At 73.0% G+C, this 25,119-nt stretch carries 22 protein-coding genes; 8 read left to right on the top strand and 14 right to left on the bottom strand.

The genetic code is table 11. The annotated features are described in order from the left end of the window. Positions 1 to 144 precede the first annotated feature (144 nt). Together IE265_RS10750 and IE265_RS10745 are read left to right on the top strand one after the other, a co-directional pair. Positions 145 to 1,410: a carboxylate--amine ligase gene (locus tag IE265_RS10750; protein ID WP_190035225.1), complete on the top strand. Its 1,266-nt coding sequence runs from the start codon at positions 145 to 147 to the stop codon at positions 1,408 to 1,410. Further along, entirely contained in the window at positions 1,410 to 2,669 is a 1,260-nt protein-coding gene (locus IE265_RS10745) for an FAD-dependent oxidoreductase (protein ID WP_190035224.1), read from the top strand. Before IE265_RS10750 ends, IE265_RS10745 begins: the two co-directional genes overlap by 1 nt. Positions 2,670 to 2,766: 97 nt before the next feature. Here IE265_RS10745 and IE265_RS39110 read toward each other — a convergent pair whose 3' ends face one another. The 3 genes from IE265_RS39110 to IE265_RS10730 all read right to left on the bottom strand — a co-directional run bounded on the left by IE265_RS39110 (position 2,767) and on the right by IE265_RS10730 (position 4,740). Further along, positions 2,767 to 3,672, bottom strand: coding sequence for a chaplin (locus IE265_RS39110; protein WP_190035223.1), 906 nt, complete (start codon positions 3,670 to 3,672; stop codon positions 2,767 to 2,769). Between the two features lie 106 nt (positions 3,673 to 3,778). Beyond that, the gene (locus IE265_RS10735; RefSeq protein WP_190035222.1) at positions 3,779 to 4,036 is read right to left on the bottom strand and encodes a chaplin; all 258 of its coding nucleotides are present in this window, start codon (positions 4,034 to 4,036) and stop codon (positions 3,779 to 3,781) included. Between the two features lie 287 nt (positions 4,037 to 4,323). Further along, the gene (locus IE265_RS10730) at positions 4,324 to 4,740 is read right to left on the bottom strand and encodes a rodlin (RefSeq protein ID WP_190035221.1); all 417 of its coding nucleotides are present in this window, start codon (positions 4,738 to 4,740) and stop codon (positions 4,324 to 4,326) included. 251 nt (positions 4,741 to 4,991) lie between these two features. Between IE265_RS10730 and IE265_RS10725 the strand changes: the two genes are divergently transcribed. Together IE265_RS10725 and IE265_RS10720 are read left to right on the top strand one after the other, a co-directional pair. Then, a complete protein-coding gene (locus IE265_RS10725) occupies positions 4,992 to 5,405 on the top strand; it encodes a rodlin (RefSeq protein ID WP_190035220.1) in 414 nt (137 codons plus the stop codon). A gap of 186 nt (positions 5,406 to 5,591) precedes the next feature. Next, positions 5,592 to 6,002: a rodlin gene (locus IE265_RS10720; RefSeq protein WP_190035219.1), complete on the top strand. Its 411-nt coding sequence runs from the start codon at positions 5,592 to 5,594 to the stop codon at positions 6,000 to 6,002. A 26-nt stretch (positions 6,003 to 6,028) separates the two neighbouring features. Here the strand turns inward: IE265_RS10720 and IE265_RS10715 are convergent, their stop codons facing one another. After that, positions 6,029 to 7,987, bottom strand: a complete 1,959-nt coding sequence (locus tag IE265_RS10715) for an AMP-dependent synthetase/ligase (protein ID WP_190035218.1) — start codon at positions 7,985 to 7,987, stop codon at positions 6,029 to 6,031. Between the two features lie 233 nt (positions 7,988 to 8,220). On the opposite strand from IE265_RS10715, the gene IE265_RS10710 reads away from it, so the two are divergent. Continuing rightward, a complete protein-coding gene (locus IE265_RS10710; protein ID WP_190035217.1) occupies positions 8,221 to 9,972 on the top strand; it encodes an arabinofuranosyltransferase AftB family protein in 1,752 nt (583 codons plus the stop codon). A 103-nt stretch (positions 9,973 to 10,075) separates the two neighbouring features. Here IE265_RS10710 and IE265_RS10705 read toward each other — a convergent pair whose 3' ends face one another. The 4 genes from IE265_RS10705 to IE265_RS10690 form a co-directional block, all read right to left on the bottom strand. After that, positions 10,076 to 11,791, bottom strand: a complete 1,716-nt coding sequence (locus IE265_RS10705; protein ID WP_190035216.1) for a vWA domain-containing protein — start codon at positions 11,789 to 11,791, stop codon at positions 10,076 to 10,078. A gap of 271 nt (positions 11,792 to 12,062) precedes the next feature. After that, positions 12,063 to 12,926 (bottom strand): ABC transporter permease, encoded by an 864-nt coding sequence (locus IE265_RS10700; protein WP_190035215.1) that lies wholly within the window; start codon positions 12,924 to 12,926, stop codon positions 12,063 to 12,065. Then, positions 12,923 to 15,859, bottom strand: coding sequence for an alpha/beta fold hydrolase (locus IE265_RS10695; RefSeq protein WP_190035214.1), 2,937 nt, complete (start codon positions 15,857 to 15,859; stop codon positions 12,923 to 12,925). Before IE265_RS10695 ends, IE265_RS10700 begins: the two co-directional genes overlap by 4 nt. 125 nt (positions 15,860 to 15,984) lie before the next feature. Further along, positions 15,985 to 17,451 (bottom strand): APC family permease, encoded by a 1,467-nt coding sequence (locus IE265_RS10690; protein ID WP_190035213.1) that lies wholly within the window; start codon positions 17,449 to 17,451, stop codon positions 15,985 to 15,987. A 923-nt stretch (positions 17,452 to 18,374) separates the two neighbouring features. Between IE265_RS10690 and IE265_RS10685 the strand changes: the two genes are divergently transcribed. Both IE265_RS10685 and IE265_RS10680 read left to right on the top strand, forming a co-directional pair. Further along, a complete protein-coding gene (locus IE265_RS10685) occupies positions 18,375 to 18,845 on the top strand; it encodes a hypothetical protein (protein WP_190035212.1) in 471 nt (156 codons plus the stop codon). Then, entirely contained in the window at positions 18,842 to 19,510 is a 669-nt protein-coding gene (locus IE265_RS10680; protein WP_190035211.1) for an HNH endonuclease, read from the top strand. The genes IE265_RS10685 and IE265_RS10680 overlap by 4 nt, the downstream gene beginning before the upstream one ends. Before the next feature lie 106 nt (positions 19,511 to 19,616). Here IE265_RS10680 and IE265_RS10675 read toward each other — a convergent pair whose 3' ends face one another. After that, positions 19,617 to 19,799 carry a hypothetical protein gene (locus IE265_RS10675; RefSeq protein WP_190035210.1) on the bottom strand — a complete coding sequence of 61 codons (183 nt, stop codon included), beginning with the start codon at positions 19,797 to 19,799 and terminating at the stop codon, positions 19,617 to 19,619. Positions 19,800 to 19,961: 162 nt separating this feature from the next. On the opposite strand from IE265_RS10675, the gene IE265_RS10670 reads away from it, so the two are divergent. Continuing rightward, positions 19,962 to 20,192 carry a winged helix-turn-helix domain-containing protein gene (locus IE265_RS10670; RefSeq protein WP_190035209.1) on the top strand — a complete coding sequence of 77 codons (231 nt, stop codon included), beginning with the start codon at positions 19,962 to 19,964 and terminating at the stop codon, positions 20,190 to 20,192. Between the two features lie 620 nt (positions 20,193 to 20,812). Here IE265_RS10670 and IE265_RS10665 read toward each other — a convergent pair. From IE265_RS10665 to IE265_RS10645, 5 genes are all read right to left on the bottom strand, one after another. Next, complete coding sequence (locus tag IE265_RS10665) at positions 20,813 to 22,075, bottom strand: phage major capsid protein (protein WP_190035208.1); 1,263 nt, start codon at positions 22,073 to 22,075, stop codon at positions 20,813 to 20,815. Positions 22,076 to 22,310: 235 nt separating this feature from the next. After that, positions 22,311 to 22,553, bottom strand: coding sequence for a hypothetical protein (locus IE265_RS10660; protein WP_190035207.1), 243 nt, complete (start codon positions 22,551 to 22,553; stop codon positions 22,311 to 22,313). Positions 22,554 to 22,704: 151 nt separating this feature from the next. Further along, a complete protein-coding gene (locus IE265_RS10655; protein WP_190035206.1) occupies positions 22,705 to 23,991 on the bottom strand; it encodes a YfjI family protein in 1,287 nt (428 codons plus the stop codon). After that, on the bottom strand, positions 23,988 to 24,902 hold the full coding sequence (locus IE265_RS10650; RefSeq protein ID WP_190035205.1) for a bifunctional DNA primase/polymerase: 915 nt from the start codon (positions 24,900 to 24,902) through the stop codon (positions 23,988 to 23,990). Before IE265_RS10650 ends, IE265_RS10655 begins: the two co-directional genes overlap by 4 nt. Beyond that, positions 24,899 to 25,093, bottom strand: coding sequence for a helix-turn-helix domain-containing protein (locus IE265_RS10645; RefSeq protein ID WP_190035204.1), 195 nt, complete (start codon positions 25,091 to 25,093; stop codon positions 24,899 to 24,901). The genes IE265_RS10650 and IE265_RS10645 overlap by 4 nt, the downstream gene beginning before the upstream one ends. Positions 25,094 to 25,119: the final 26 nt, after the last annotated feature.

Raw genomic sequence — 25,119 nt, 5'->3', positions numbered from 1 at the left:
TCGCGATCCTTTTCCACCGTCCACTGACACTCAGTCATACGAATGTGTATTGCGCCAACCGGACCGGGTGCCGGAAGAAATCGCGCTCACTCTCCCGGGTGAGAAATCCGCAGGGATCACAGAAGACCTCAAGGAGACGAACCCGTGCCGTCATTCGACACCCGCGTCCCGGCCGTACTGCTGCGCGTAGACCGGAATCCCTTTCACCACGGCACGCTCGGAGCCGTGCGCTCGCTCGGCAGGGCCGGGATCGACGTGCACCTGGTCGCCGACTGCACCGGCAGCCCGGTCCGCAGATCGCGGTTCGTGCACCGGCTGCATCCGCCGCCCGCACCCGGCGCCTCACCCGCGGAGATCGCGTCGGCGTTGCGCCGAGTGGCGGCCCGCGTGGGCCGTCCCGCCGTACTGCTCCCGATGGATGACGCGGGCGCCGTCGCCGTGGACCGGATGCGGGAGGCGCTCGGGGACCGCTACCTCCTGCCGCCCTCGCCCGGCGGCCTCACCGAACGCGTCGCGGACAAGGCGGAACTGGCCGCCGTCTGCGCGGCCGTCGGCGTCCCGCACCCCCGGACGCTGTCGCCCGAGGGCCCGGCGCAGGCCGTCGCGGCGGCCCTGCGGCTGGGCCTGCCCGTGATGGCGAAGTGGAGCAGGCCCTGGCTGCTGCCGCCGGACACGGGGCTGCGCAGCACGGTGGTGCTGCGCAGCGCACAGGAGGCGGGCGCGCTCTCGCTGCGCTCCGACGAGGCGGGCAGCCCGCTGCTCCTCCAGGAGTTGCTGCCGCCGGGACCCGGCCTCGACTGGTTCGTCCACGGGTACGTCGACCGCGGGGGCTCGGTGTGCGGCGGCGGCCCCGGGCGCAAGCTGCGTGCCTGGCCGCCCGCCGCCGGGTCCACCGCGGTGGGCCGCTGGACGCCCAACCCGGTCGTGCAGGAACTGGCCGGCCGGCTCACGTCGGCGATCGGCTACCGGGGCGTCTTCGACCTGGACTTCCGCCGCGACCCGGCCTCCGGCGCGTACCACCTGCTGGACTTCAACCCGCGTCCCGGCGCCCAGTTCCGGCTCTTCGCCGACGGGGCTGGGCTCGACGTGGTGCGCGCGCTGCACCTGGACCTGACGGGCCGGCCGCTGCCGCCGCCCTCCCCGCTGCCCGGGCGGACCTTCGTGGTGGAGAACCTCGCCCCGTTCGCGTCGCGTCCGCGGCGCGGCACCGAGCGGGCCTGGCACGCCCGTGACGACCTCGCGCCCGGCGCCGCCCTGTGGGCGCTGTGGCCCCCTCACGTGGGACGGCGGCTGCTCGGCCGCGCGTACCGCTCGTCCGCCGGACCGGACGCCGCGCGACTCGTCGTACGGCGTCCGGTCCGGCGGACCACGAACTCCCTGCCCGACGACGAGAAAGCGAACACCTGCTGATGTACGACCTGCTGGTGGTGGGGGCCGGTCCCTACGGCCTGTCCATCGCCTCCCATGCCGCGGCGGCGGGCCTGAGCCTGCGCGTGTTCGGACGACCGATGGCGTCCTGGCGCGACCACATGCCCCCGGGCATGTTCCTGAAGTCGGAACCGTGGGCCTCCAACCTCTCGGACCCCGAAGGCCGTTGGCGGCTCGACGCCTACTGCGCGGAACGCGGGGTACGGGCCCGCCACGGGGAGCCGATCCCGGTCGAGATGTTCGCCTCGTACGGCCTGTGGTTCGCCCGGCATTCCGTACCGGAGGTCGACGAGCGCCTGGTGGCGCACGTCCGGGCCTGCCCGGGCGGCTTCGAGGCCCTCACGGAGGACGGCACGAGCGTCCGGGCGAGGACGGTGGCGCTGGCGGTCGGTGTGCTCCCGTTCACCGAGATCCCGCCGGTACTGCGCCGGCTGGGCCCGGAGTTCGTCTCGCACAGCAGCGACCACGCGGACCTGGACCGCTTCAGGGGACGGGACGTGACCGTGGTCGGCGGCGGGCAGGCCGCACTGGAGACGGCGGCCCTGCTGGCCGAGCAGGGCACCCGGGTCCGTGTCGTGGCCCGCGCCGAGGCGCTCGGCTGGAACGACCTGCCCCCGGCCTGGGAGCGGCCCTGGTGGCAGGCGGCCCGCGCCCCGCACAGCGGCCTCGGCTGCGGCTGGCGCAACTGGTTCTACGCCGAGCGCCCGGGCGTCTTCCGCCGGCTGCCCGAGCCCACCCGCGCCAGGATCGCGGCCTCCGCGCTGGGTCCCGCGGGCGCCTGGTGGATCCGCGACCGCGTGGAGCCCTCGGTCGAGGTACTGCTGGGCCGGGAGGTGGCGGAGGCGTACGCGTCCGGGGGCCGGCTGCGCCTGGACACGGTCGGCCGCACCGGTGAGCCGATGTCCCTGGACACCGACCACGTGGTCGCGGCGACCGGGTTCAGGGCGTCACGGGAGCGGCTGGCCCTGCTGGCGGACGAGCTGCGCGACGGCCTGGCCGCCTCGTCCGACGGATCGCCCCGGGTGGGGCGGGAGTTCGAGTCGTCCTGGCCCGGCCTCTTCATGGCGGGCCTGGTCACGGCGGGCGGCTTCGGGCCCGCGATGCGCTTCGTGCACGGGGCCTCGTTCACGGCCCCCACCCTGGTCAGGGGCGTGCGGCGCCGGTTGCGGAACGGCCCGGCCCAGCTGCGGCTGCCCGCCGCCCGGGAACGGCGCGGGGCGCTCGGGGCGGCGGAGCGCTGACACGCGGGTGCCGGACTCGCTGCGTGCGTGTCCGGCACCCGACACGGCACCGCGCCGTGTCCGGCACCCCCTGCCCGACGGGATGCGTACGGACGCCCTAGCGACGGGAGGCGACCCGTCCTCGCCGGTACAGCACCGCGCCGCCGAGCAGCAGGCCGGCGCCGGCGGCCGAGGCCGCGAGCACGCCTTCGCTGCCGGTCTTCGGCAGCTCGGCCCGGGGGCCGGGGGCCGGGGTGCCCGAGGGCGGCGTGACGGCCGGCGGAGTACCGGGAGGCGTCGCCGGCGGGGTGCCGGGCGGCTCCGCCGTCGGCGGCTCCATGGTGGGCGGCTCGGACGGGGGCGTCGACGGCGGTGTGTCGTCGCCGTAGCCCTTCGGCCCCCGGTGCTCCCCGCAGTCGTTGCCGAACACCGGGTTGAGCAGGCCGACCACGTCCACGGCGTTGCCGCACAGGTTCACCGGCACGTCCAGGGGCACCTGTCCCTTGTTGCCGGACCCGACGCCGGGCGACCCGTGGGCCTCGCCGTGCGCGGACGAGCCGCCCCCGTCGTGACGACCGCCCCCCTGGTGGCCGGAACCGCCGTGGTGGCCGCCCCCCTGGTGGCCGGGACCCGCGTGGTGGCCGCCGCCCTGGTGGCCGGAGCCGCCGTGGCGGCCCGGGCCGCCCCCGCGGTCGGAGCCGTTGCCCCGGTCGGAGCCGCGGTCGTGGCCCGAGGGGGTGCCGCGCTGGGGTCCGTCAGGCTTGCGGTGCCTGCCCGTGGAGCCGGAGTTGGCGCACTTGTTGCCGAAGGCCGGGTTGAGGGCCGCGACGACGTCCACGGTGTTGCCGCAGGCGTTGACCGGCACGTTCACCGGTGCCTGCACGTTGTTGCCGGACAGCACGCCGGGTGAGTCCGCCGCGCCCCCTTCCGCGGTCGAGTCCGCGAACGCCGAGGGGCCGCACAGGGACAAGACGCTTGTCGCGGCGGCAGCCGCGACCATTCCCTTGCTCAGGGTCTGTCGCAATCTCGTTCGTCTTCTCTGCTGGTAGAAGTGGGAAAGCCGGCCTTGGCACCCGGAGGCGTTCCAAGGCCGGCGTGACACAGCCGGGTGGGGCCGGCGCGCTACGACGTCAGTCGTTGACGCAGACGTTGCCGAACGCCGGGTTCAGCAGGCCGACCACGTTGATCGAGTTGCCGCACACGTTGACGGGAATGTGGACGGGCACCTGGATCACGTTGCCGGAGAGGACACCGGGCGAGCCGATGGCGGCACCCTCGGCCTCGGAGTCGGCGAAGGCCGGGGCGGCCATGCCCATGGCCATGATCGCGCCGGCGATGACGACGGCACTCTTCTTGTGCTTCACGTACTTCCCTTTCTCTGCGGTCATGCCCTATGACGGTCGAAACCGGACGAGCCCAGTCGGAACGGCTCGCACCATGACCTGCGGGCTGTAGAACGAGGGGGACCGGTGGAGGAAACTGGAGAAGGCGCGGCATTCCACATTTCACCCGAACGCCCCGCATGAAATGGGATGAGTGCACGGAGAAACGTCACTCCGTCAACTCACTCCGTCAACCGGGGACGACGCGGGAACACGGCAGGACAATAGGAAAAACCGAGCGGCCCCTCCGCCGAATGCGGAGGGGCCGCCCGATCGGTCGGGGCGTGGGCCGGTCAGCTGCCGACGGCGCCGTTGCCCGAGAGCACCGGGATGTTGTCCAGGATGTGCGACAGCGGCTCGTCACCCTTGGCCTGGGTGGAGTTCTCGGCGCACTGCTGGTTCTGCGGGGCCGACAGGATCGGCACGTCCTGGGCGACGGTGAGCGGGGCGACGACACCCAGGAGCGAGGCGGCGTTGACCTTGGCCGGCAGGCCGATGCAGGCCTTGTTCAGCGTGCCCTGGGCCAGCGAGAGCTGGGGGCTCTTGTTGCCGTGCGTCTTGGCGTTTCCGTACGCCTGCTCGGCGTGGTTGCCGTTGGCGGTGGTGACGCCCCCGTCGTTGCCGATGGCAAGCGCCTGGGGGGCTGCCGCCGCCGAGACACCGACGACAGAAGCGGCGACCGCCGCCGCGGCCATTGCCTTCTTGAGCATTTCTCCGGTCCTTTCCTGAACACACAAGCGTGTTCCTGCTCCCGATTCAACCGGCGGCGGCGTGATTGGTTTCGACCTGTCACTCGATCGGCTCGTTCGGGGCCCTCGAATTCACGGAACCCTCGCGCACGTGTGGCCTACAAGCAGACTTCTCAAATGGGCCATCGGAGTGAATCGCAGCAACCATGCGCGTCGGCCGGAGTTGATCAGGAGGCTCCGGTGGACGGGGTTACTCCAGAAGGGACCAGCAAGTGATCAAGAAGGTTATGGCTGCCGCGGCGGTCGCCGCTTCCGTCGCCGGTATCTCGGCTGCCGCCGCGCCCCAGGCGATGGCCATCGGCGACGACGGCGGTGTCACCACCGCCAACGGCAACCACGCCGCGCAGATCTACGGCAACCAGGCCACGTACGGGAACATGAGCCCGCAGATGGCGCTCATCCAGGGCTCGCTGAACAAGCCCTGCATCGGCCTGCCCGCCAAGGCCAACCTGGCCTCGCTCGCCGGACTCACCCCGATCACCGTCGCCCAGGACGTGCCGATCCTCTCCGCCCCGCAGAACCAGCAGTGCACCGAGAACTCCACCCAGGCCAAGGGTGACGAGCCGCTGTCGCACATCCTGAGCAACATCCCGGTGCTGTCCGGCAACGGCTCCGCCGGAAGCTGACACGCCGGGCGGCGGACCACCGGTCTCCGGCGGTCCGCCGCCCCGTCCGACAGCGGCGGCGCGTCGACCGTGGTCCCGAGAACCCCCGTGGGCCAGTCGGGGTACACCCCGCAACCGCACCGTCCACCGCGCTGTTGATCATCACGCGGCTCCGTACACGGGGGCCACTCTCCGAAGGGAACGACCATGAAGAAGCTGTGGGCGACCGCTGCCATCGCCGCCTCCGTCGCCGGGATGACGGCCGTCGCCGCGCCGCAGGCGATGGCCATCGGCAACGACGACGGCGTCACCACCGCCAACGGCAACGGTTCCGTGCAGAAGTACGGCAACCAGGCCACGCACGGTGACCAGAGCCCCCAGCTCTCCCTCGTCCAGGGTTCGCTGAACAAGCCCTGTGTCGGCCTGCCGGTCAAGGCCAACCTGGCCTCGCTCATCGGCGCCGCCCCGGTCACCGTCCTCCAGGACGTGCCGATCCTCTCGGCCCCGCAGAACCAGCAGTGCACCGAGAACTCCACCCAGGCCAAGGGCGACGAGCCGCTGTCGCACATCCTGGACAACATCCCGGTGCTCTCGGGCAACGGCGCCGTCGGCAGCTGATCCTTCGCACGGCACGGAACAGCGGGTCACCCCTCGGGGGTGGCCCGCTGTTCGTCCGTCCGGGACCCGTCGCCGTACAGCTCCTCGATGTGCCGCGCGTACGCCGCCGTGACGGCGTGGCGCCTGATCTTCAGGGACGGCGTGAGCAGTCCGTTCTCCTCGGTGAACTCGCCCTCCACCAGGGCGAAGTCGCGGACGGACTCGGCGCGGGAGAAGGCCCGGTTGGCGTAGTCCACGACCTGCTGGACGTCGGCGCGCAGCCGCGGGTCGTCCACGAGTTCCGCGATCGGGGTGTCCTCGGGCATGCCGCGGACGTACAGCCAGTGCGCGAGGTCCTCTCGGTCGAGCGTGATCAGCGCGGCCACGTAGGGGCGCCTGTCGCCGACGACGACGCACTGCCCCACCGGCGGACGGCTGCGGAGGCGGTCCTCCAGGACGGCCGGGGAGACGTTCTTGCCGCCCGAGGTGACGAGGATGTCCTTCTTGCGGCCGGTGATCGTGAGATAGCCGTCGCCGTCCAGGGCGCCGAGGTCCCCGGTCGCGAACCAGTCGCCGGTCAGCGCCGCGTCGGTGGCCGCCGGGTCGTTCCAGTACGCGCCGAAGACGATGCCGCCCCGGACGAGGACCTCGCCGTCGTCCGCGATGCGGATCGCGGTGCCGGGCACGGGGCGGCCGACCGTGCCGGGACGGGGGCCGAGGGGCGGCACGATCGTCGCGGCGGCGGTGGTCTCCGTCAGCCCGTAGCCCTCGTACACGAGGATTCCGGCGGCGTAGAAGAAGAGGTTGAGGTCGCGGTCGAGCGGCGAGCCGCCGCTGATCGCGTACCGCGTGCGGCCGCCCAGCTCCTTGCGGACGCGACGGTAGACGAGCAGGTCGTACAGGGCGCGGGCGGCGTACAGGCCGGGGCCCGGCCCCCTGCCCCGGCCGAGGAACCGGTCGAGGTGGCGCTCGCCGAAACGGACGGCGATCCGGTGGGCTCGGTCGAACGAGGCCCCCCGGCCGATCCGTTCGGCGGTGGCGCGCCCGGTGCCGTGGATCTTCTCGAAGAGGTAGGGGACGCCGACCAGGAAGGTGGGCCTGAACTCCTTCAGGGCCGGGCGGAGTTCTTCGGGCCGGATGCTCGGGAAGTGCCCCAGCTCGATACGGGCCGTCAGGCAGGCGATCTGGATGGTGCGGCCCAGGATGTGGGCGAGGGGCAGGAAGAGCAGGGTCGAGGCGGCCCGGCCCGTGACCTCGGTGAACACGGGATGCAGGAGCTCGACCGTGTTCGCCGCCTCGGCGTGCAGGTTGGCGTGGGTGAGGACGCAGCCCTTGGGGACCCCGGTGGTGCCCGAGGTGTAGCAGATCGTCGCGATGCTCCGGGGGGTCAGTGCGGCACGGCGCCCGGTGACCTCCTCGTCGGCGATGTCCCGCCCCAGGGCGGTGAGTTCGGCGACCGCTCCGCCGTCGATCAGCAGGATGCCGGGGGGCTCGGGGTGCCCGGACGTGGCGGCGGCGACCACCGCCGCGTGCTCCGGGGTCTCGGCCAGGACCAGACGGGCGCCCGAGTCGCGGACGATCCACTCGACCTGCTCGGCCGAGGAGGTGGCGTAGACGGGGACGGCCACTCCGCCGGCGGCCCAGATGGCGAAGTCGAGCAGCGTCCACTCGTAGCGGGTGCGGGACATGACGGCCACCCGGCCGCCCGGTTCGAGGCCGGCCGCGATCAACCCCTTGGCCACGGCGGTGACTTCACCCGCGAAGTGCGCCGCCGTCACGGGACGCCAGGCCCCGTTCTCCCGGCGGCGCAGGACCACGGCGCCGGGGGCCTCGGCCGCGTTGGTGAAGGGCAGGTCGGCCGTGCTGCCGGTGGTGGGCTCCGGCGCGAGGGCGGGCACCCGCGCCTCACGGACGGCTCCCCGTTCGTCCCTGGTGATCACGACCTCGGCACGGTCCGCCAGGTCGGTGCGCCTCCTGGCCTGCTTCAGGTCCCTGCGTACGCCCATGACGGCTCCCGGTGGCGACTCGCGTTGCGGTGGCGCGTACTTACTTGCGGGTCAACTTACTCATGCGTAGGGGATTTTCAACCGGTTCCCAGGGATCGGCCCACCGGGCGGACCGTGCGCGCCGCCGAGGGACGCGGCGCGGAGGGGGCCGGCCGTGCCGGATTCGCCCGCGGACCCCCGTTCGGCCCAGGGCCCGCGTCAAGCTCGGCTTGACGCGGGCCGAAGTACGGATCATGACGTCGACGCATGCGCCCCCGCACCTCCCGCCGCGCGGCCCCCGGCCGCCCTCGCCGCCCGCGCTCCGCCGGCGCACCGGCCCGCGCGCCGCCGTCCGGGTCGCGGTGTGGCTCCTGCCGGCGCTCGTCGTGGCGTACGCGGGGTTCCGGCGGCGCTGGATGTCCGACGACGCCTTCATCTACGTACGGACCGTGCGGCAGGTACTGGCGGGGAACGGGCCCGTGTTCAACGCGGGTGAGCGGGTCGAGTCGTCGACCGGGACCCTCTGGCAGTGGCTGCTCGTGGCCGCCGGGGCGGTCGGGGCCGATCCGGCGACGGCTGCGGTGTACGGCGGGCTGCTGCTGACCTCGGCGGGGTTCGCACTAGCCGGGATCGGCGCGCTGCGGACGTACGGCGGACGGGCCTGCGTGCCGCTGGGGGCGCTGCTGCCGCTCGGGCTGCCGCCGGTGTGGGACTTCGCCACGTCCGGGCTGGAGACGGGACTCGCCACCTGCTGGATCGCGGGAGCGTGGCTCGCGCTCACGGCGCGGCCCGGCTCCCTCGCGACCTCGGCGGTGATCGGCCTCGGGCCTCTCGTGCGGCCCGATCTGGGGCTCGTGAGCGTGGTGTTCCTCGCGGCGCAGTGGCTGCTCGCGCGGCCGTCGTGGCGTGGCGCGTCCGCCGGGGCGGCGGCGGCCGGCGCGCTGCCGGTCGCCTACGAGGTCTTCCGGGCGGGCTACTACGGCCATCTGGTGCCGCTGCCCGCCGTCACCAAGGAGGCCTCGCGGAGCCTGTGGGGACGGGGGTTCGGATATCTCGCTGACTTCGCCCAGCCCTATCTGCTGTGGCTGCCCGCGCTGTTGGTGGCACTCGCCGTGCTCGGGCCGCGGGCGGCGGGGACCGGAGGGGCGGGACGGAGCGGGCCGGCTGGAGGGACCGGGCAGGTCGCCGCGCGGCGGATCGGCGTGCTCGCGCCGGTCGTCGCCGGTCTGCTGTGCTGGGTGTTCGTCGTCAGGGTCGGCGGCGACTTCATGCACGGTCGCATGCTGCTGCCGGGGCTCCTGCTGATGCTGCTGCCCGTCTTCGTGGTGCCCGTGACCCGGTCGCGGGCCGCGGCGGCCGTCGGCGTCGCCGTGTGGGCGCTGGTGAGCGCGGGGTGGCTGCGGATCCCGTACGAGGGCCACATCGGGCCGGCGGGGATCGCGGACGAGCGCGGGGTGTACGTCCGGCACAACGCCGACCCCCATCCCGTGCACCACACATTCGCGGGGGCACCGCACCACCTGGAGTACCTGCGCGCGGTCCGGGCGGCGGCGCGTTCGGGAGAACCCGTCCTGCTGTACGGCAGGAACGGCCGGGCCGCCGCCGACTCCCCCTCCGTGACGGGAAGTTACGTCGTGCTGGGGCTCAACGGGTCGGCCGTCCCGCTGGACGGGGCCGCGCTCGACCCGATCGGGCTGGCCTATCCGGTGGCCGCGCACTCCGAGCGGGTCGGCGGCGGACGGGTCGGGCACGACAAGCGGCTGCCGGACGCGTGGCTCGCCGCCGACCGGGGCGCGCCCGGGGAGGTGCCGCCGTCGGCGGACCCGGTCGGGGTGGCCGCCGCCCGGCACGCCCTGCGGTGCGGGGCGCTCGCCGAACTGAACGCCTCGGCCCGTGAACCGCTCACCCCGGCGCGTTTCCTGCGCAACGCCGCCGGGGCCTGGGAGCGCACGTCGTTCCGCTTCCCCGCCGATCCGGTGCGGGCGGAACGGGAGTTGTGCGGTTGAGCGGTCCGGCCGCCGGCGGGGTCCCGCGCGTGGGCGCGGGGCACCCCCGGCGGCCGGCCGCGCCGGGGGCTGCGGGTCCGGCCGCCCGGTCCCGGCCCGGCACTCAGTACGACAGGCTGTCCGCCCGGTGGATCGTGTCGGCGAGCCGCGCCACGGCCCGGGTGCCGGTGGCACGGGCCAGCCGGTCGGCCCGTGCCGCGAGCTCCGTCAGGGAGGGAGCGGCCGGCAGGGTGCCCCGGCCGTCCCCGCCGGAGCGCAGGGCGTCGGCGAAGTAGGCCGCCACGGCGGTGACCTGGAGGCCGGCGTCCGCGCTCCGCAGCGGCCGGTCCAGTGCCGCGGTCCCGATCCTGCCCGACTCCTCGTGCGGCCTGCGCGTCCTCGGGTCGAGCCAGCGGACGGTCGCGGTGGCCAGGTGGCCCGAGGCGCCGGGCCGGGTGCGCACCGCGTAGAGCGCGGTGACCGTGTGGCCGGGGCCGACCTCGCCGCCGTCCACCCGGTCGTCGCGGAAGTCCTCGTCCGCCACCTCGCGGTTCTCGTAGCCGATCAGCCGGAACCGCTCGACGGTCCGGGGGTCGAAGGCGACCTGCGCCTTGGCGTCGCGGGCCGTGAGCTGGATGTTCCTCGGGAGTTCGTCGCAGAAGACCGTGCGGGCCTCCTCGGCGGTCGACACGTACGTCGTGTGGCCGTCGCCCCTGTCGGCGAGGCGCTCCATCAGGGCGTCGCCGTAGTCGCTGCCGACGCCGACGCCGAAGAGGGTGATGCCGTGCGCGCGGCGGGCGTCGGCGACCCGGTCGAGGATGGCGTCGGAGTCCGTCTCACCGGTGTTGGCGAGCGCGTCGGAGAGCAGGACCACGCGGTTGGTCGCACCGTCCCTGAGGCCGTCCACGGCCGTGCGGTAGCCGGTGGTGACGCCCGCGCCGAGGTTCGTCGACTGCTCGGGCTCCAACTCGCCGATCGCCTCGTGGACCCGGCCGCGGCGGTCACCGAGCCGGGTCATCGGGAGTACGGTCCTCGCCTCGTCGCTGAAGGCCACGAGCGCGACCGCGTCGTCGTCGCGGAGCCGGTCCGTCATGACGCCGAGGGACTCCTTGACCAGGTCCAGGCGGCCGGGCTCCGCCATGGAGCCGGAGACGTCGATGACGAACGTGAGGGCGGCGGGCCGCCGTTCGCGCTCGTCCTCGGCCCCGCGGGTGGCGAGGCCGACCCTGACGAGACGCCAGTCCCCGTCGTCGCCGCCGGACCCCCCTGCGTAGGGGTCGTCGTCGTACGACCGGTACGGGGTGTCCTCGCCGTAGGGCTCGTCGGTGCCGTCCGCGTCCTCGGGGCGGACTCCGGTGGGCTCGGGGCGGGCCCCGTCCACCGTGACCGTGAAACCGTTCCCTTCGGGGCGCTCGTAGTCCTGGTGGAAGCTGTTGATGAACTCCTCGGGACGGACGGTCGCCGGGTCGGGCCTGCGTCCGTCCGCCAGGGTCCGGCGGGCGTAGCCGTACGAGGCCGTGTCCACGTCCAGCGCGAAGGTGGAGAGGTAGTCGGCGGGCGGCGCGCTCTCCCGCAGTCCGTCCTTCTGCTCGCCCTCGGCGGCGCCCTCCTCGGTGCCCGGGGGGCCGGTCGGCATCGCGGGGGCCGGGAAGCCGTCGTACTCCCGCGAGTCGGTGCCCTTGCGGTCGCCCGAGTGGTCGCTCGACCCGCCGCCCCCGCACGCCGTCAGCACGAGCGCGGCCGCGGACACCGCGGCGAGCACCGCGGCACCCGATCCGTGCCGTCCCGCCCGCCGCCGCACGCGGCCTACGTCCCGGACGTGCCGTTCGCTGCGCCTCATGTCTGCCCCCTCGTGACCCGTGTGAGCCGATGTCTGTGACTGTGACGTCGGAGGAGGCTGGAAGGAGCGGTCCGCGGAGTTGCGGATGAATCTCGATGCGGCCACGGCAGGGCCCCGGCGAGACCGGTGGGTGATCCTCCGGAGACCGGGCGGTGTCCGGGGAACGGACCCCGGACCCCGTGCGAACCCGGCACACCGGCCGGGACCTGCGACGACACGGCTGGTCGCCGGGCCGGGTGCCGCGGGCCGGGGCCGATCCGGGCGAAGGGCCCTAGGACACCACGTCCTTGCGGGCGAAGCCGCGGAACGCCAGGGCGAACAGCACCACCGCGTACGTGAGCGAGATCGCCGCGCCCTGGATCATGCCGCCCCACTCCGGGCGCGGCTGCACCGCGTCCGCCCAGGCGAACTGCCAGTGCGCGGGCAGGAAGTCGCGCCACTCGCCGAGGGCGGTGACCGCGTCCAGGACGTTCCCGACGATCGTCAGGCCGACCGCGCCGCCCACCGCTCCGAGCGGCGCGTCCGTCCTCGTCGACAGCCAGAACGCGAGCCCCGCAGTGACCAGTTGGGACACGAAGATGTACGCGATCACGACGACGAGGCGCTGCGCGGCCGTCCCCGGGGCGAGGGTGCCCCCGGTGGGGATCTCCAACGGGCCCCAGCCGTACGCGGCCGAACCCACCAGCAGGGCGACGATCGGCAGCAGCACCATCGCAGCCAGACTCAGGCCGAGGGCGACGACGAGCTTCGACCACAGCAGCCTGGCCCGGGGCACGGGCGCGGCCAGCAGGTACCTCAGCGAGGACCAGCCCGCCTCCGAGGCGACGGTGTCGCCGCAGAACAGCGCCACGGGGATGACGAGCAGGAAGCCCGCGGAGACGAAGAGGTTCGTCGCCGCGAAGTTCGCGGCCGACGCGGTGGCCGTGTCCATGAGGGTGATCCGGCCCTCGCGCCCGCCGGGTTCGCCGCCGATCGCGAACGCGACGGCCAGCACGAAGGGGAGGGCGGCGAGGACCGCCCCCATCACCAGCGTGCGGCGGCGCTTGAGCTGCCGCAGCAGCTCGACCCGCAGTGGCAGCGTGCGTCCGGGCAGGTAGCCCTCGGCCACCTCGGCCCGCTCTGCGAGGGTGCTCACGCGGAGCCTCCGATCAGGGTGAGGAACGCGTCCTCCAGGCGGCGGTGCGGGCCGAGCGAGGCGACCGGCACCTCCAGCCGGACGAGTTCGACGAGGAGCCGGGCCGCCGCCGCGGAGCCGCCGGCCGTGGTGACGGCCACCGAGCCGTCCGCCGCGGTGGTGACGCCGGAGGCCGTGTCGGTGCCGGAGTCCGGGTCCGCCGAGGCCGTTGCGGTGAGGGCCGTGCCCGTGAGGGGCATGTCCGCGAGGGGCCCGTCCGTGAAGGGCGCCTCCGTGGAGACGGTGGCCGTGCCGGTGGCCGTGACCGCGCCCTCGGGGAGGGGCGCCGTTCCGGTGGAGGTCGCGGGCTCGGAAACGGTCCGGGCGCCGGTCCGGGCCGGTGTCCGGTCGGGGACCGGGACGCCGCCGCGGACCGGGTCCGCCGGGGCGAGGCGCACGAGGAGGCCGTCGTCCGTCCGGACCGCGGACTCCACGCCCGGCAGCGCCGCGACCTTCTCCACCAGCGGGTCCGCGACCTCGGCGGCGAGGCCCACGAGGAGTGTGTCGCCGGAGCCGATGATCTCGCCGACGGGGCCCGCCTGGACCAGCCGGCCCCGGTCCATCACGACGAGGTGCGTGCAGGACTGCTCGACCTCGGCGAGCAGGTGGCTGGAGACGATGACCGTCCGTCCCGCCGCCGCGTAACGGATCATGACCTCGCGCATCTCGCGGATCTGCGGCGGGTCGAGGCCGTTCGTCGGCTCGTCGAGGATCAGCAGGTCCGGCAGGCCCAGCATGGCCTGGGCGATGGCGAGGCGCTGCCGCATGCCCTGGGAGTAGGTGCGGACCGCGCGCGCGAGCGCGTCGCCGAGGCCCGCGATCGCCAGGGCCTCGTCGAGGTGGGCGTCCTCGGCCGGTCGGCCGGTGGCCCGCCAGTACAGCTCCAGGTTCTCGCGGCCCGAGAGGTGCGGCAGGAAGCCCGCGCCCTCGACGAAGGCCCCGACCCGTGAGAGCACCGGGGCTCCCGGCCGGATCGCGTGCCCGAAGACACGGATCTCGCCGCTGTCCGGCGTGATCAGGCCCATGAGCATCCGCAGGGTGGTCGTCTTGCCCGCGCCGTTCGGTCCGAGCAGACCGAGGACCTGCCCCTTCTCCACACGGAACGACAGGTCCCGTACGGCGTACCGGTCGGCGGACTTCGCGTAGCGCTTGCCGAGGTCCGTGATCTGGAGGGGGACGTCGGCGAGCGCGGGGTCGGGCGGCACCGCGGCGGTCCGGCGCCGGCCCGTGACGAGGAGCAGCAGCGCGACCAGCGCGCCGGCCAGGGGCAGCCACCACACCCAGGCGGGCAGCGCCGCGGCGGCCGTGGTGACACCGGGCGCCGTCGGTACGGCGAGGTCGCTGCGCAGGGAGACGGTGTAGGTCGCCGGCGCGGCCGGGGACGCGTAGCCGAGGTCGGTGGAGGCGAGCACCAGGCGCAGCCGGTGGCCCTGACGCACCTCGTGGTCGATGGCGGGCAGGGTGATCCGGACGTCCTCGCCGCCGGCGACGCGGACCGGTGAGACCAGTTGGGAGGGCAGGACCTGCTGACGGCCGCCGGGACCGACGTCGTACACCTTGCCGAAGAGCACGGCCTCGTCGTCCGTCGACTCCACGTGGACCGTGACCTCGGGCGATCCGGTGATCCGGACGTCCTCGGCGAGCGGCGCGGACTCGAAGCGCGCGTGCTGCCCGGGGAAGTCGAGCGAGACGCCGACGCCCAGCGAGGACAGCTGCGAGAGGCCGCCGGCGCCGCCGAGTCCCGGCAGCGCGGAGACCGCGGGCGGACTGGCGCCCGCCGGGTTGGCGAACTCCTGCTCGCGCCCGCTCAGTTCCACCGAGCGCTCACCCGCGGTGAGTCCCGGGTAGGTGTCGCCGCTCGCGCCCCTCAACTGCGCGGCGCCGTCGGTCGAGTCGATGCCCCCGGTGCGGGTGACACGGAACGCGGGGCCCGTGTCGGCGGTCCTGTCGTCCTTCAGGTAGCGGTCGAACCACGAGGTGACGCGGGCGTGCACCCGGTCCACCTCCATGTCGCCGCCGTCGTGGCCGCCGGCGATCCAGTCGACGTCCACGGGCGCGCCGTTGGCCCGGATCGCCTTGGCCATGGCGTCGGCGTGGCCGAGCGGGAAGAGGGAGTCCGTCTGGCCCTGCGTGATGAGCGTGGGCACCTGGATGCGGTCGGCGACGGCCGAGGGGCTGCGCTCCTCCAGCAGGTCGACGGCCCGCGCGTCGGGCCTGCCGGACTCGGCGACCCTCTCGTACATCCGGCACAGCCGGTCCTCGAACCGGTCGCAGCCGCCGCCGGAGTTGATGAAGATCCCGGCCCACAGCTTCTTGAAGACGCCGTTCGGGAACAGCGCGTCCGCGAGGTTCCAGTAGGTGATCGCCGGGGCGAGCGCGTCGATCCTGTCGTCGTGCCCCGCCGCGAGGAGGGACACAGCGCCCCCGTAGGAGGCTCCGGCGGCGCCCACGCGCGGGTCGCCGGCCGCGTCGAGTTCGACCTCGGGCCGCTTCGCCAGCCAGTCGATCAGGCGGGAGGCGTCGGCGACCTCTCCCTCGGGGTCGTTCAGGCCGATCCTGCCCGTGGAACCGCCGAAGCCGCGGGCCGACCAGGTGAGGACCGCGTAGCCGTCCTCGGCGAGCTCCTCGGCCTGGCTCCGCACGTCCTCCTTGCTGCCGCCGAAGCCGTGCGCCAGGAGGACCGCGGGCCTGCGCCCGGCGGCGTCCGAGGTGAAGTAGGAGGTCTTGAGTCTCACCCCGTCACCCGTCGCGAGGACGTGGTCGGCACGGTGCACCGCGGGCGCCCCGTCGGAGGCGACGGCGGTCCAGGTGCCTGCGCCGGCGAGCACGACGACGGCCGCGGCGGCGGCCAGCAGCCGTCGCGGCCCTCGCAGTGCGGGCATTCGAAGATCCATGCGTCAACGGTAAGGGCGGGTGCCGACAACCGATGCAGCCGGCGGTCTGACCCCGTGCCCTCCTTGAGGATTACGGGCTCCGTGCCGTGTACCGCGTCGGGTGTACCGGCGGACTCCGGAGGCGCTCACGCCCGGGCGCTCTCCGCGGGGCCGGCGGGGCCGGTGGCACCGCGGGCCTCCGCCGTCCCGAGGTCCTCGGGGACCGTCACCAGCCACCGGGTCCCGCGGCGCGGACGCAGGTAGAGGACCCAGTACAGGGTGGCGACGGCGGTGATGCCGCCGGTCCACAGGAGGTGGCGGGCCTCCTGCGTGCTCAGGACGTAGGCGAGGACCGCGATCAGCACGACCGGCATCGCGGGCCACAGCGGCATCCGCCAGGCGGGCGCGTGCGCGTGCGGGCCGCGCCGGGCGAGCAGGGCGGCGACCGCCACCAGGAGGTACATGCTCGTCACGGAGACACCGGTGATGCCGTACAGCGTGTCCAGGTCGACGAAACACAGCACCGCGCCGGGCACGCCCACCAGGAGCGTGGCGACCCACGGGGAGCCGAACCGGCCGAGCTTCGACAGGACGCCGTTGACGGGCGCGGGCCACGCCTTGTCGCGGGCGGAGGCGAACAGCACGCGGGAGTTCTGGATGACCATGACGATGCCCGCGTTGATGATGGCGAGCGCCACGCAGAGGCTGACGAAGGTGCCCACGGCCGAGTTGGACCAGGCGGTGACCATGCCGCCGATGTCGCCGCCGGTGAGCGCGGCCAGGTCCGGGGCGCCGAGCGTGATCGCGACCACCGGCACCAGGATGATCACGGAGGAGATGGCGAGGGTGGCCAGGACCGTGCGCGCCACGTTGCGCCGCGGGTTCTCCAACTCCTCCGACAGGTACACCGCGGTGGAGAAGCCCTGGGTGACGAAGAGCGCGATGGCCAGCCCGGAGACGACCAGCATCGCCGTCACGGTGTCCGGGTGCCCGCCGGGGCCGGCCGCCTCCATCGACACCAGGCTGCCCGCGCCGCGCTCGCCGTGCGCGAACCCGAGGACGGCGACGACGGCGGCCGCGATCACTTCGAGGACCAGGAAGACGCCGGTGATCCAGGCGTTGGCCCGCAGGTCCAGCAGGCCCGCGAGGGTGGCGAGCACCATGACGCCCGCGCCGGCGAGGGAGGGGTCGAGGTGCACGACCGGCGCCAGGTAGTCGGCCGTGCCCATGGCGATCACGGGCGGGACGATCATGACGACCAGCAGGGACAGCACGAACACGAGCCAGCCGGCGAGGCGTCCGGCCATCGTCGAGACCATGGCGTACTCGCCGCCCGCGCTGGGGACGAGGGTGCCCAGCTCCGAGTAGCAGAACGCCACGGCGACGCAGAGCAGCGAGCCGATGGCGATGGTCAGCGCGGTCGCCGTGCCGAGGGAGGAGAACAGGTCGGGCACGACGACGAAGAGCGTGGAGGCCGGCGTCACGCAGGAGACCGTGAGCAGGGTGCCGCCGACGACGCCGATGGAACGCCTGAGCTTCCGGGGACTGTCCGGGTCCGCCGTCGTCGCGGGCGCGTCGGGCGGGGCGGCGGAAGGGCGGAGCGTGTCGGTCATCGAGCGGTTCCGATCGACTCGTGCGGCGGTTCTGTGGACGGGAGCGCTATCGCCTCCGGCGGCTGCGTGATGGGTGGTGCCTGCTCCCCGGCGGCATCGAACCCTGCGGATTCCGAATCGTCAACGGTCATTCACCTACGGAATCCGTAGGTGAACCACCGTTCAATTGCCTTTCACAGCACCGGAAGCCGGAAAACCGGTTCCTCCCGGGCGTACGGGAACCGCAGCGCCGGCCGCGAAATCGGCTCGCGCGCGTCCGGACTCCGGACGGTCCGGGCCCCTTCCCTGCACGATTTCGGCGCCGCGACATCGGCGCCGCGGTTCCGGCGCGCCGCACGCGCGCGGGGTGGCGGCGCGCGCTTCCCCGCGCGCGTGCGGCGCGTGGTGCCCGCACCCCACCGGCCGACCCACAGGCCGGGCGGCGTACGCGACACCGCCGGGCCCGGCACGCGGCCACCCCAAGCCCCGTTGGGGGCACCCCCCGGCCCTCGTACGGGCACCGCACGCCCCGCACGCGGCCATCCACCGACCCCGCACGGGACACTGACGCCCCGTACGGGACACCGTCCGCCCCCTCGCCGTCCCGGGGCCATCCGCCGGGGCGGAACGCGCCGGTGCCCCGCCTCCTTCGGAGGAGGCGGGGCACCGGGCGGCCGTCGTCAGTGGTTGCGCGGGAACCTTCGGCGCCTTTCGCTGACCAGCGGTTTTACCCACTACACCCCGTCTGAGCTGCGGAAACCCTCACGGTTGAATCCGGTTGCCACCGGTCATTCCTGGTCGTCCTGCGGACTGTCCGCGGACTGCAGGCCACGCGCTCCCCCCGACTCCGCTCGTCTGCCCTGCGTAGACAGAGCGGCGCCGCCCGGTGTGTCACCACCAAAGCGGCGCCTTGATCCGACCCTTCGCATCAAGGAGTCCAGACCATGCGCAACAACGTACAGCCCAGCGCGTCCGCCAGAATCCAGACCACCGACGACGAGCAGGCGGCCGCGCAGCGTTCCGTCGACCGAGCGTTCCCGGCCGTCGCCGCGTTCCTCGCATCCACTGATGCGCCGCAGGTCACGCCCCCGTCCGTCGACCACCTGATGGACGCCCCGCTACAGCAGCTCGTCGACGAGCTGGGCATCACCCTCGACGAGTCGTCGATCGACGAGCCGGGGTTCACCGGGTACGCCTACGTCACCCGTAACCGGGTCGTCGTCTCCCTCCCACCGAACCGGTCGGAGCTGGAGCACGACTGCATGGCCCGCTACCTGATCGGGACCGCGTTCAAGGTCGACGGCCTGCCGCCGCTCCCCGAACCGTTCCGGGTCGTCGACATCACGGCAGACGTACAACGCGAGCAGGCGCCTGCGGCCGGCTGCGCTGACCACGAGGGGCGGGGATCCTGGTGAACACTCGTGAACTGAAGCTCGTCAACGGCTGCCCGTCCTGGTGCATCGAGGACCATGGGGCCGAGCCGCCCGAGGACTGGGGGCACGTAGGCGAGGACTTCGACCTGCGCCTCCCTGACGGCACCGTGATGCTGGAAGCCCGGCTCGTCCACGAGCCCGACGCGAACCTCCCCCAGCTGGCCGTGAACGGCCCCGGCCTGGGCATCCTGCTCGACGATGTGGCGCTCCTGGACGCGGCCGGCGCTCACGCCCTCGAGGCGGCACTGCACAAGTTCACCGCGCGGGTGCAGCGGGTGCAGCGCACCTTGCAGGGGAAGCCCAGCTCCACCCCGGGCGGGAAGAAGTGCAAACCGGGCAAGAGCAACCGGGCAGGGTGGCGCGAGATGCGCATGTACCTGGTCGAGCGGGACGGCCGGCGCTGCTTCTACTGCCGGACCGAGTTCGACAAGCTCACGGGCGTCACCATCGACCACTACGTGCCGAAGAGCGTGTGGCCGTGCAACCTGCCCGCCAACCTCGTGCTGTCCTGCGAGCCGTGCAACCGGACCAAGAACGACCGGCTCACCTGGTCCATGGCTGCGGTCCTGCTCGCCTGGGCAGGGAGGGAGGCACCCGAGGCCGGAAACGAACCGCCCCGGGAGCTGGCAGAGGCCGCTTGCTCGTAGCCTCCCTCGCCTCCCTCCGGACCGTATCCGCAGGTCAACGGAGGGAGGCACCCCAGGGAGGCGCTGAGGGAGTTCTCCCTGCCTCCCTGGGGTGCATCCCTGGGGTTCAGCCCTGCCGGGCCTGCCTCACCGTGCGCACCAGGACCCGTCCCGTAGCGCACTTCCGGGAGTCCGCGATGCACTGCACGCAGGTCTGCGTGTGGTCCAGGAGAGCCCGGAACGCCAGCGCCGCGGGCCCGTCAAGGTGCGCGTCTGTGCGGGCCGTCCCGCCGTCTGTAGCCTCTTCCATGTCGTCGCTCCCTCGTAGCGTCGTCCACGCCCCTGGGCCGTCTCACCGGCCGCAGGGGCTTTCTCTCGTCCGACCGTACCCCTACTGCGTCCCACCGCGTCCCACCGCGTCCAGACGCGTTCCCCAGATGTGGGACGCGTGGGGCAGCGGCACCGTGAAGGGATGAGCGATCTCCCGCAGTACGAGTACGTGAAGCTCGCGGACCGGATCGCCGCGGAGATCGCGGCCGGGACCCTGCCCGCCGGCGCCGCCCTGCCCGGTGAGCGCGCCATGACGGAGATCTACAGCGTGTCCATCGGCACCGTCCGCCGCGCCGTCCGGGAGCTGCGAGCCCGCGGCCTGGTCGCCACCCTCCCCGCCAAGGGCACGTTCGTCGTCGCACCCAGTGAGTGAGGCAGCGAGCAGGCGCCCCGGGGCCCGGGGGCGGCCGGTCGTCGGGCGGCTGAACGTGGCCTCACTGCCTCACTGAACGGCCGTTTCAGCAGGTCACAGCCAGTGACCCGGGGCAGTGACCCGGTCAGTGGAAAGTCACTGCCCCACTGGGACGTCACTGGTTTCGCCTGGGGCCCCGGTTTCGGGTTGAGGCGAAACCGGTTTCGGGGGCGATGTCGGGGCTGGCCTGCGAAGTTTCGGGTTTCGGGGGTACGCCCGAACCCCCTCTACCCCCTCTACAGGGCAGGTCAGACCCCATGACCGACCCCGCTACCGGGGTAGAGGGGCCCCTCTACCGAGGACGGTCCGGTAGAGGGGCCCTCCGCTATTCGGCTCGAACCAGGTTCAGGCGAAATAGCAGCGAGCCCCCTCTACCCGGGGCGTCACACAGGGTGACGATCGCTAATTCACTCGAACCGAGTTCGCGCGGACTGATCTTTCAAAATCGCCGCGCAAAAAATCGGGCGACAAGGGCGTTTGGGTCGCCCGGTCCTGCCCTCAAAGAATGGCTCCGCTCTCCCCCCGCACGTGCGAGCGCCCCGGCTCGGGTGATCCGGCCGGGGCGCTCGGGTGTCGTCGGGTCAGGTCGCGGAGTGCGCGAAGTACTTGATCGCGCCCGTGCTGTCGATGAGCGCAGCGTCCGCGCGGAGCAGCGCGCGGAACGTGACGAGGTCCTGGTCGAACGCGAACTCGTCGGACCGCTCGAAGCGGATGCCGTTGACCATGCGGACGAAGTAGCGGGACCAGTCGCCGAACAGCACGCTCTTGGCGTTGGCGGCCATGGCGGGCACGAACGGGTCGACGAACGCGGGCTTGCCGATCATCTCGCCCGATGCGCCGGCCGGGCCGGACCCGACGAACTCCCCACCGACGATCTCACCCGCGGTGCCGGTCTTCAGCTTCCTGATCGCGGTGAGCGTGGCGTTGCGCAGTACCCAGCCCGTGCCGGGCTGCACCACGTAGGGCTCAGCGAGGGAGCCGAACAGGTCGTACAGCAGGTCTGTTCCCTGCCCTGCCGTGCCCTGCGCACCGAAGCTGGTGGCCGTGCCGGTCGGGCCGGTGGCGCCCGCTGTGGCGTCCAGGAGGACGCCCCGGGGCTGGCCGCTGCCGGTGCCGTTGATGAGGTGGTTGCCGAGTCCGAGCCCGATGGCCTGCCCTGCCTCGCGGGCGAGGTAGCCGGGCAGGTCGACGCCGGAGTCCTGCACCATCTCGGTGGACACCTGGACTTTGAACCCGTACTTGTACGCCCCGAGGGCGACGGACGACAGAGTCGGGTCGGAGTCGGGGATGGTGCCGGCCTCGGCGACGATCGCGGCCGTGGACAGCGCGGTCGTGCGCGGTACCCGCAGGGTCTCGCCCGAGCTGGTGGTGAGCAGGGTGGCGCCGGCGCGGAGGACGGCGCTGTTCTCCACCATGTGCTCTACCAGCTGGCCGTAGAACGACACGGGGCTCATGTTGGCCGGGGACGTGGTGACGAGGTCACGGGCTTCCAGGCCGGGCTGGTAGGCGGAGCGGGCGTTCTCCCACTGCACGGTGATGGGCCGCGGGTTGTTCTCCAGGATCATCGAGCGGAAGTCGTCGGCGAGTTCGGTCTCGGCCTGGGTGCGGCGGACGCCTCCCCCGAGGCGCGCGAACGCGCCCGTGACCGCGTTGGTGCGCTTGGCCTGGTCGCTGAGGTCGGTGAGCCGGGCGTCGATGTTCTCGATGCGCTCGCCGAGGGCGCGGTACTCGGCATCCTCGGCGGGAGTGAGGTCGCGCTGGGCGGCCTCGGCGGTGTCGAGCATGCGCTTCTGCTCGCCCCACAGGGCGGCACGGCGCTGGGTGAGTTCGTCGGTGAGGAACATGGGCTGTCTCCACAAGGGGTGTTGTGCGTGGAGCGTGGCCGTAGGGCTCAACAGCGGCATCTCTGCCCGGTGGTGGTCGACCTGCCGGGCGCCGGTGGAACGGGCCTCGCGTCACGCGTCCCGGTGGGTTTCGCCCTGCCGTTCTGCGTCGTCCGTGCGGACATGACCATGATGCCACGGGTTCCCCGGCGCCCGGAGGTACCAGGAGGGTTGAGCTGTCGTCAGGATGCCACGGTCACGCGCTGGGCGGGGCGTTGAGGTCGTTCTCCGTGCGGCGCAGTACGCGGTTCTCGCCGTCGGTGACGTCGGCGACGAGGACGGCGAGGGCGTTGAAGAACTCGGCGGTGACGGGGTCGCCGAACGCGACATGCCTGTCGCGCCGTTCGGTGAGGGCGACGGCGAGCAGGCGCCTACGCGTGACTCCGAGGGCGGAGACGGCGTCGACGAGGAGCTGTCCGGTGGTGGGCGGCGTGCTCACGGTGCGTAGTCCCTTCGGTGAGGTGGTGGGGAGGTACGGAGTAAGCCGGATTTACGGATTAAGCAGGTCAGCGGGGGTGTCTTACCTGACCCTTTCTCCGTCGCCCGGATTAAGTCCCCCCATAAGTCAGGGCTGTGACCTGCTTTTTCCGTTAAACCGGCTTAGTCCGTCGCATCCTCTTGACGGGCCTCCCCTTGGTCGGGGTCGACCACTCTTCGTAACCATCGAGGGTGAGGAGCCGGGACCACACGGCGTCGATCTGGTCGCCCGTCTTGTTCTTGCCGAAGCACTCGTTGGCCACTGCGGTGCGGGTGACGCCCTCGGGGCCAGCCGCGTCGACGAACAGCTTCAGCCGGTCGAGGTCGGTGTCTCCGGTGCCCTCGCTGAAGACGTACCAGGCGGAGTCTTCGATGTAGTCCCACATCGCCTCAGCCGCCTGCATGTGGGGCAGGTCGATGTAGTCGGCGCCGTCGAGCAGGGCCGCCATGACGGACAGCCGCAGCACCTGCGGAGCGGCACGGGCGACGACTTGAGCAACCCGCCCGTCCCCTGCATGGTCGGACGCGAGACGGGTGTAGAGCGTCACCCACGCCTTGTGGGCGTCGACTCCGCGGGACATCCGGCCAATGTCCTTGGCCTTGTCGAGGACGGCGGCCAGCTCGGCGCCGAGCGCCTTTACGGTCGCCTCCTCCAGATGGCCGCCGTCGGGCAGCAGCTTGGACCGCTTCGACATGACGGGCAGGAAGCGGTTCATCGTGCCGCCCGCGCGCTCGGCCTCGGACAGCCGCACCCGGAGCTCGGTCGGCGTGATGTGGCCGATGATGACGACGTGCGGGTCCGTAGCGACACGGGGCCGGATCGTCATGGTGCGCAGCGTGCCGCCGTCCCACGCCTGCCTGATGAGCGGCAGCAGGGTATTGCCCTCCCGCTTGCCCTGGGCGAGGACGGAGGCGAACTCCGTCTCGACGACCAGCAGCCGCTTGTCCTTCACGCCGGGGTCGAACCCTTCCTCCTGCTCGTCGTCGGGGTCCCCACCGTCCCGCACCGCATAGATCAGCCCCTCGGCGGAGGAGAGGCCGCCCACGACCTTCCCCTGCATGAAATCGTGGTCGGCTGCTCGCATCACGCGCCGGATCTCTGCCCATGAGGTGCCCTTCACGCCGCCCGCGGTGCGGCCGATGATGAGCGGCCAGATACGGGCGCCGTGCTCCTCGGCGCCGGCGAACATGTGGGGCTTGCGCCCGATGTACGCGCCAGCTGCGGCGTACAGGGTGAACAGCATCGCGGCGGGGTCCGCTTCGGTGTGCGGCTCGATGGTTCGGACGATGCGCCCGGGGAGCCCGTGGAAAGCGTCCTCGCCGAGGACGGGCCAGGGACGCCCGGTCGGCGAGGGTCCGCCCTCGCGTCCTGCCGCGTCCTGGGCGTCCTGGTCGTTCATGCGGTGGCTCCCGTGCGGTTGTACGCGGATCGGATGGTGGCGGACGCCTCGCGCTCGCTGAGGCCTGCTTGGACGGCCGCGGCGAGTAGGGCGTCCTGTGCGTCCTCGCGGCCGTCCTGTGCGTCCTCGGCGGCGCGGCACGCTGCCCAGAACAGGCGGTTGTTGCGGTCCCCGGGGCGGGAGTCGAGGACGAACGCGACCAGGCCACGGACGCCCGAGGACGCCGGACGGGACGCGTCCCTCCACCGCGTCCTACGGGCCGCGAACGTCGGCTTCGTGACGAGCGCATCGAGCAGCCAGGACGGGGCCAGGACGGGCGGACGCTCGGGGTCGTCCAGCTCGTACAGGACGCCGGACGCATGCAGCGCCCCCGGGCCGATCACGTAGGCGTTGCCCGCCCGGACGTCGCCGTCGAACTGGCCCTGCAGCGTCCCGAGTCCGTTGCCCAGCCGGAGAGCCGCGGGCGCCCACAGGTAGTCGTGGTGGCCCTTGGCGGTCCAGACGCGCATGGTGGGCGGCCACTGCTCGCCGCGGGCGCTTGCTACGTCTTCAATGGCCCCAGGGCGGTCGCTGTCGACGACGACGAGCCGCGTCCCGTCAGGACCCGAGCAAGCGCCAACGGCCACGGCGGGGTTCCGCAGTCCGCGGGCGAACGTCTCGTGGACCTTGCGCTCGTCGAGCGTCCAGGCCCGGGTGAAGGCGACGGCCGGATGCTTCCCCCGGGATCCGTCGCACGTCTTGTGCAGGCCCGCGCAGCGGGGCGTAGCGGGGCTGTCGGCGGGGAAGGCGGGAAAGCCGTGGCGAACGAGCCACAGGGCGCCCTGTAGGGCCGGTAGGCTGGTTCTCGACTCGCGGGCCAGTGGGTCGTGCGGCGCCCTCACTTCGGTGGGGGCGTTCGTGTTTCTGCTCATGCCGCCGCGCCCTCGAGCTTCTGCGCGTCGTGCGCGTCCACGTCGGCCCACCGGGCCCGCAGGTACTTCCCTACGCGGAACATCAGCGGGCCGATCTCGACCTGCCGAAGGTGCCAGTCCCGCACCGTGCTTTCCGAGACGCCGTAGTGCTCGGCGAGCTGGGGCACCGTGGCAAGCGGTCGCCTATCCATCGTCACTCCTGTGCGCTCATGGTTCA

It is taken from the genome of Streptomyces fructofermentans, from assembly GCF_014651055.1.
Lineage (GTDB): Bacteria > Actinomycetota > Actinomycetes > Streptomycetales > Streptomycetaceae > Streptomyces > Streptomyces fructofermentans.
This window is presented reverse-complemented; position numbering and strand designations above follow the sequence as displayed.

What these genes read in the sequence shown, in the direction of transcription:
- IE265_RS10745 (WP_190035224.1), top strand. Translation starts at nt 1,410, where the DNA reads ATGTACGACCTGCTGGTGGTGGGGGCCGGTCCCTACGGCCTGTCCATC.
- IE265_RS10735 (WP_190035222.1), bottom strand. Translation starts at nt 4,036, where the DNA reads ATGACCGCAGAGAAAGGGAAGTACGTGAAGCACAAGAAGAGTGCCGTC.
- IE265_RS10730 (WP_190035221.1), bottom strand. Translation starts at nt 4,740, where the DNA reads ATGCTCAAGAAGGCAATGGCCGCGGCGGCGGTCGCCGCTTCTGTCGTC.
- IE265_RS10720 (WP_190035219.1), top strand. Translation starts at nt 5,592, where the DNA reads ATGAAGAAGCTGTGGGCGACCGCTGCCATCGCCGCCTCCGTCGCCGGG.
- IE265_RS10715 (WP_190035218.1), bottom strand. Translation starts at nt 7,987, where the DNA reads ATGGGCGTACGCAGGGACCTGAAGCAGGCCAGGAGGCGCACCGACCTG.
- IE265_RS10710 (WP_190035217.1), top strand. Translation starts at nt 8,221, where the DNA reads ATGACGTCGACGCATGCGCCCCCGCACCTCCCGCCGCGCGGCCCCCGG.
- IE265_RS10705 (WP_190035216.1), bottom strand. Translation starts at nt 11,791, where the DNA reads ATGAGGCGCAGCGAACGGCACGTCCGGGACGTAGGCCGCGTGCGGCGG.
- IE265_RS10695 (WP_190035214.1), bottom strand. Translation starts at nt 15,859, where the DNA reads ATGGATCTTCGAATGCCCGCACTGCGAGGGCCGCGACGGCTGCTGGCC.
- IE265_RS10690 (WP_190035213.1), bottom strand. Translation starts at nt 17,451, where the DNA reads ATGACCGACACGCTCCGCCCTTCCGCCGCCCCGCCCGACGCGCCCGCG.
- IE265_RS10685 (WP_190035212.1), top strand. Translation starts at nt 18,375, where the DNA reads ATGCGCAACAACGTACAGCCCAGCGCGTCCGCCAGAATCCAGACCACC.
- IE265_RS10675 (WP_190035210.1), bottom strand. Translation starts at nt 19,799, where the DNA reads ATGGAAGAGGCTACAGACGGCGGGACGGCCCGCACAGACGCGCACCTT.
- IE265_RS10670 (WP_190035209.1), top strand. Translation starts at nt 19,962, where the DNA reads ATGAGCGATCTCCCGCAGTACGAGTACGTGAAGCTCGCGGACCGGATC.
- IE265_RS10665 (WP_190035208.1), bottom strand. Translation starts at nt 22,075, where the DNA reads ATGTTCCTCACCGACGAACTCACCCAGCGCCGTGCCGCCCTGTGGGGC.
- IE265_RS10655 (WP_190035206.1), bottom strand. Translation starts at nt 23,991, where the DNA reads ATGAACGACCAGGACGCCCAGGACGCGGCAGGACGCGAGGGCGGACCC.
- IE265_RS10650 (WP_190035205.1), bottom strand. Translation starts at nt 24,902, where the DNA reads ATGAGCAGAAACACGAACGCCCCCACCGAAGTGAGGGCGCCGCACGAC.
- IE265_RS10645 (WP_190035204.1), bottom strand. Translation starts at nt 25,093, where the DNA reads ATGGATAGGCGACCGCTTGCCACGGTGCCCCAGCTCGCCGAGCACTAC.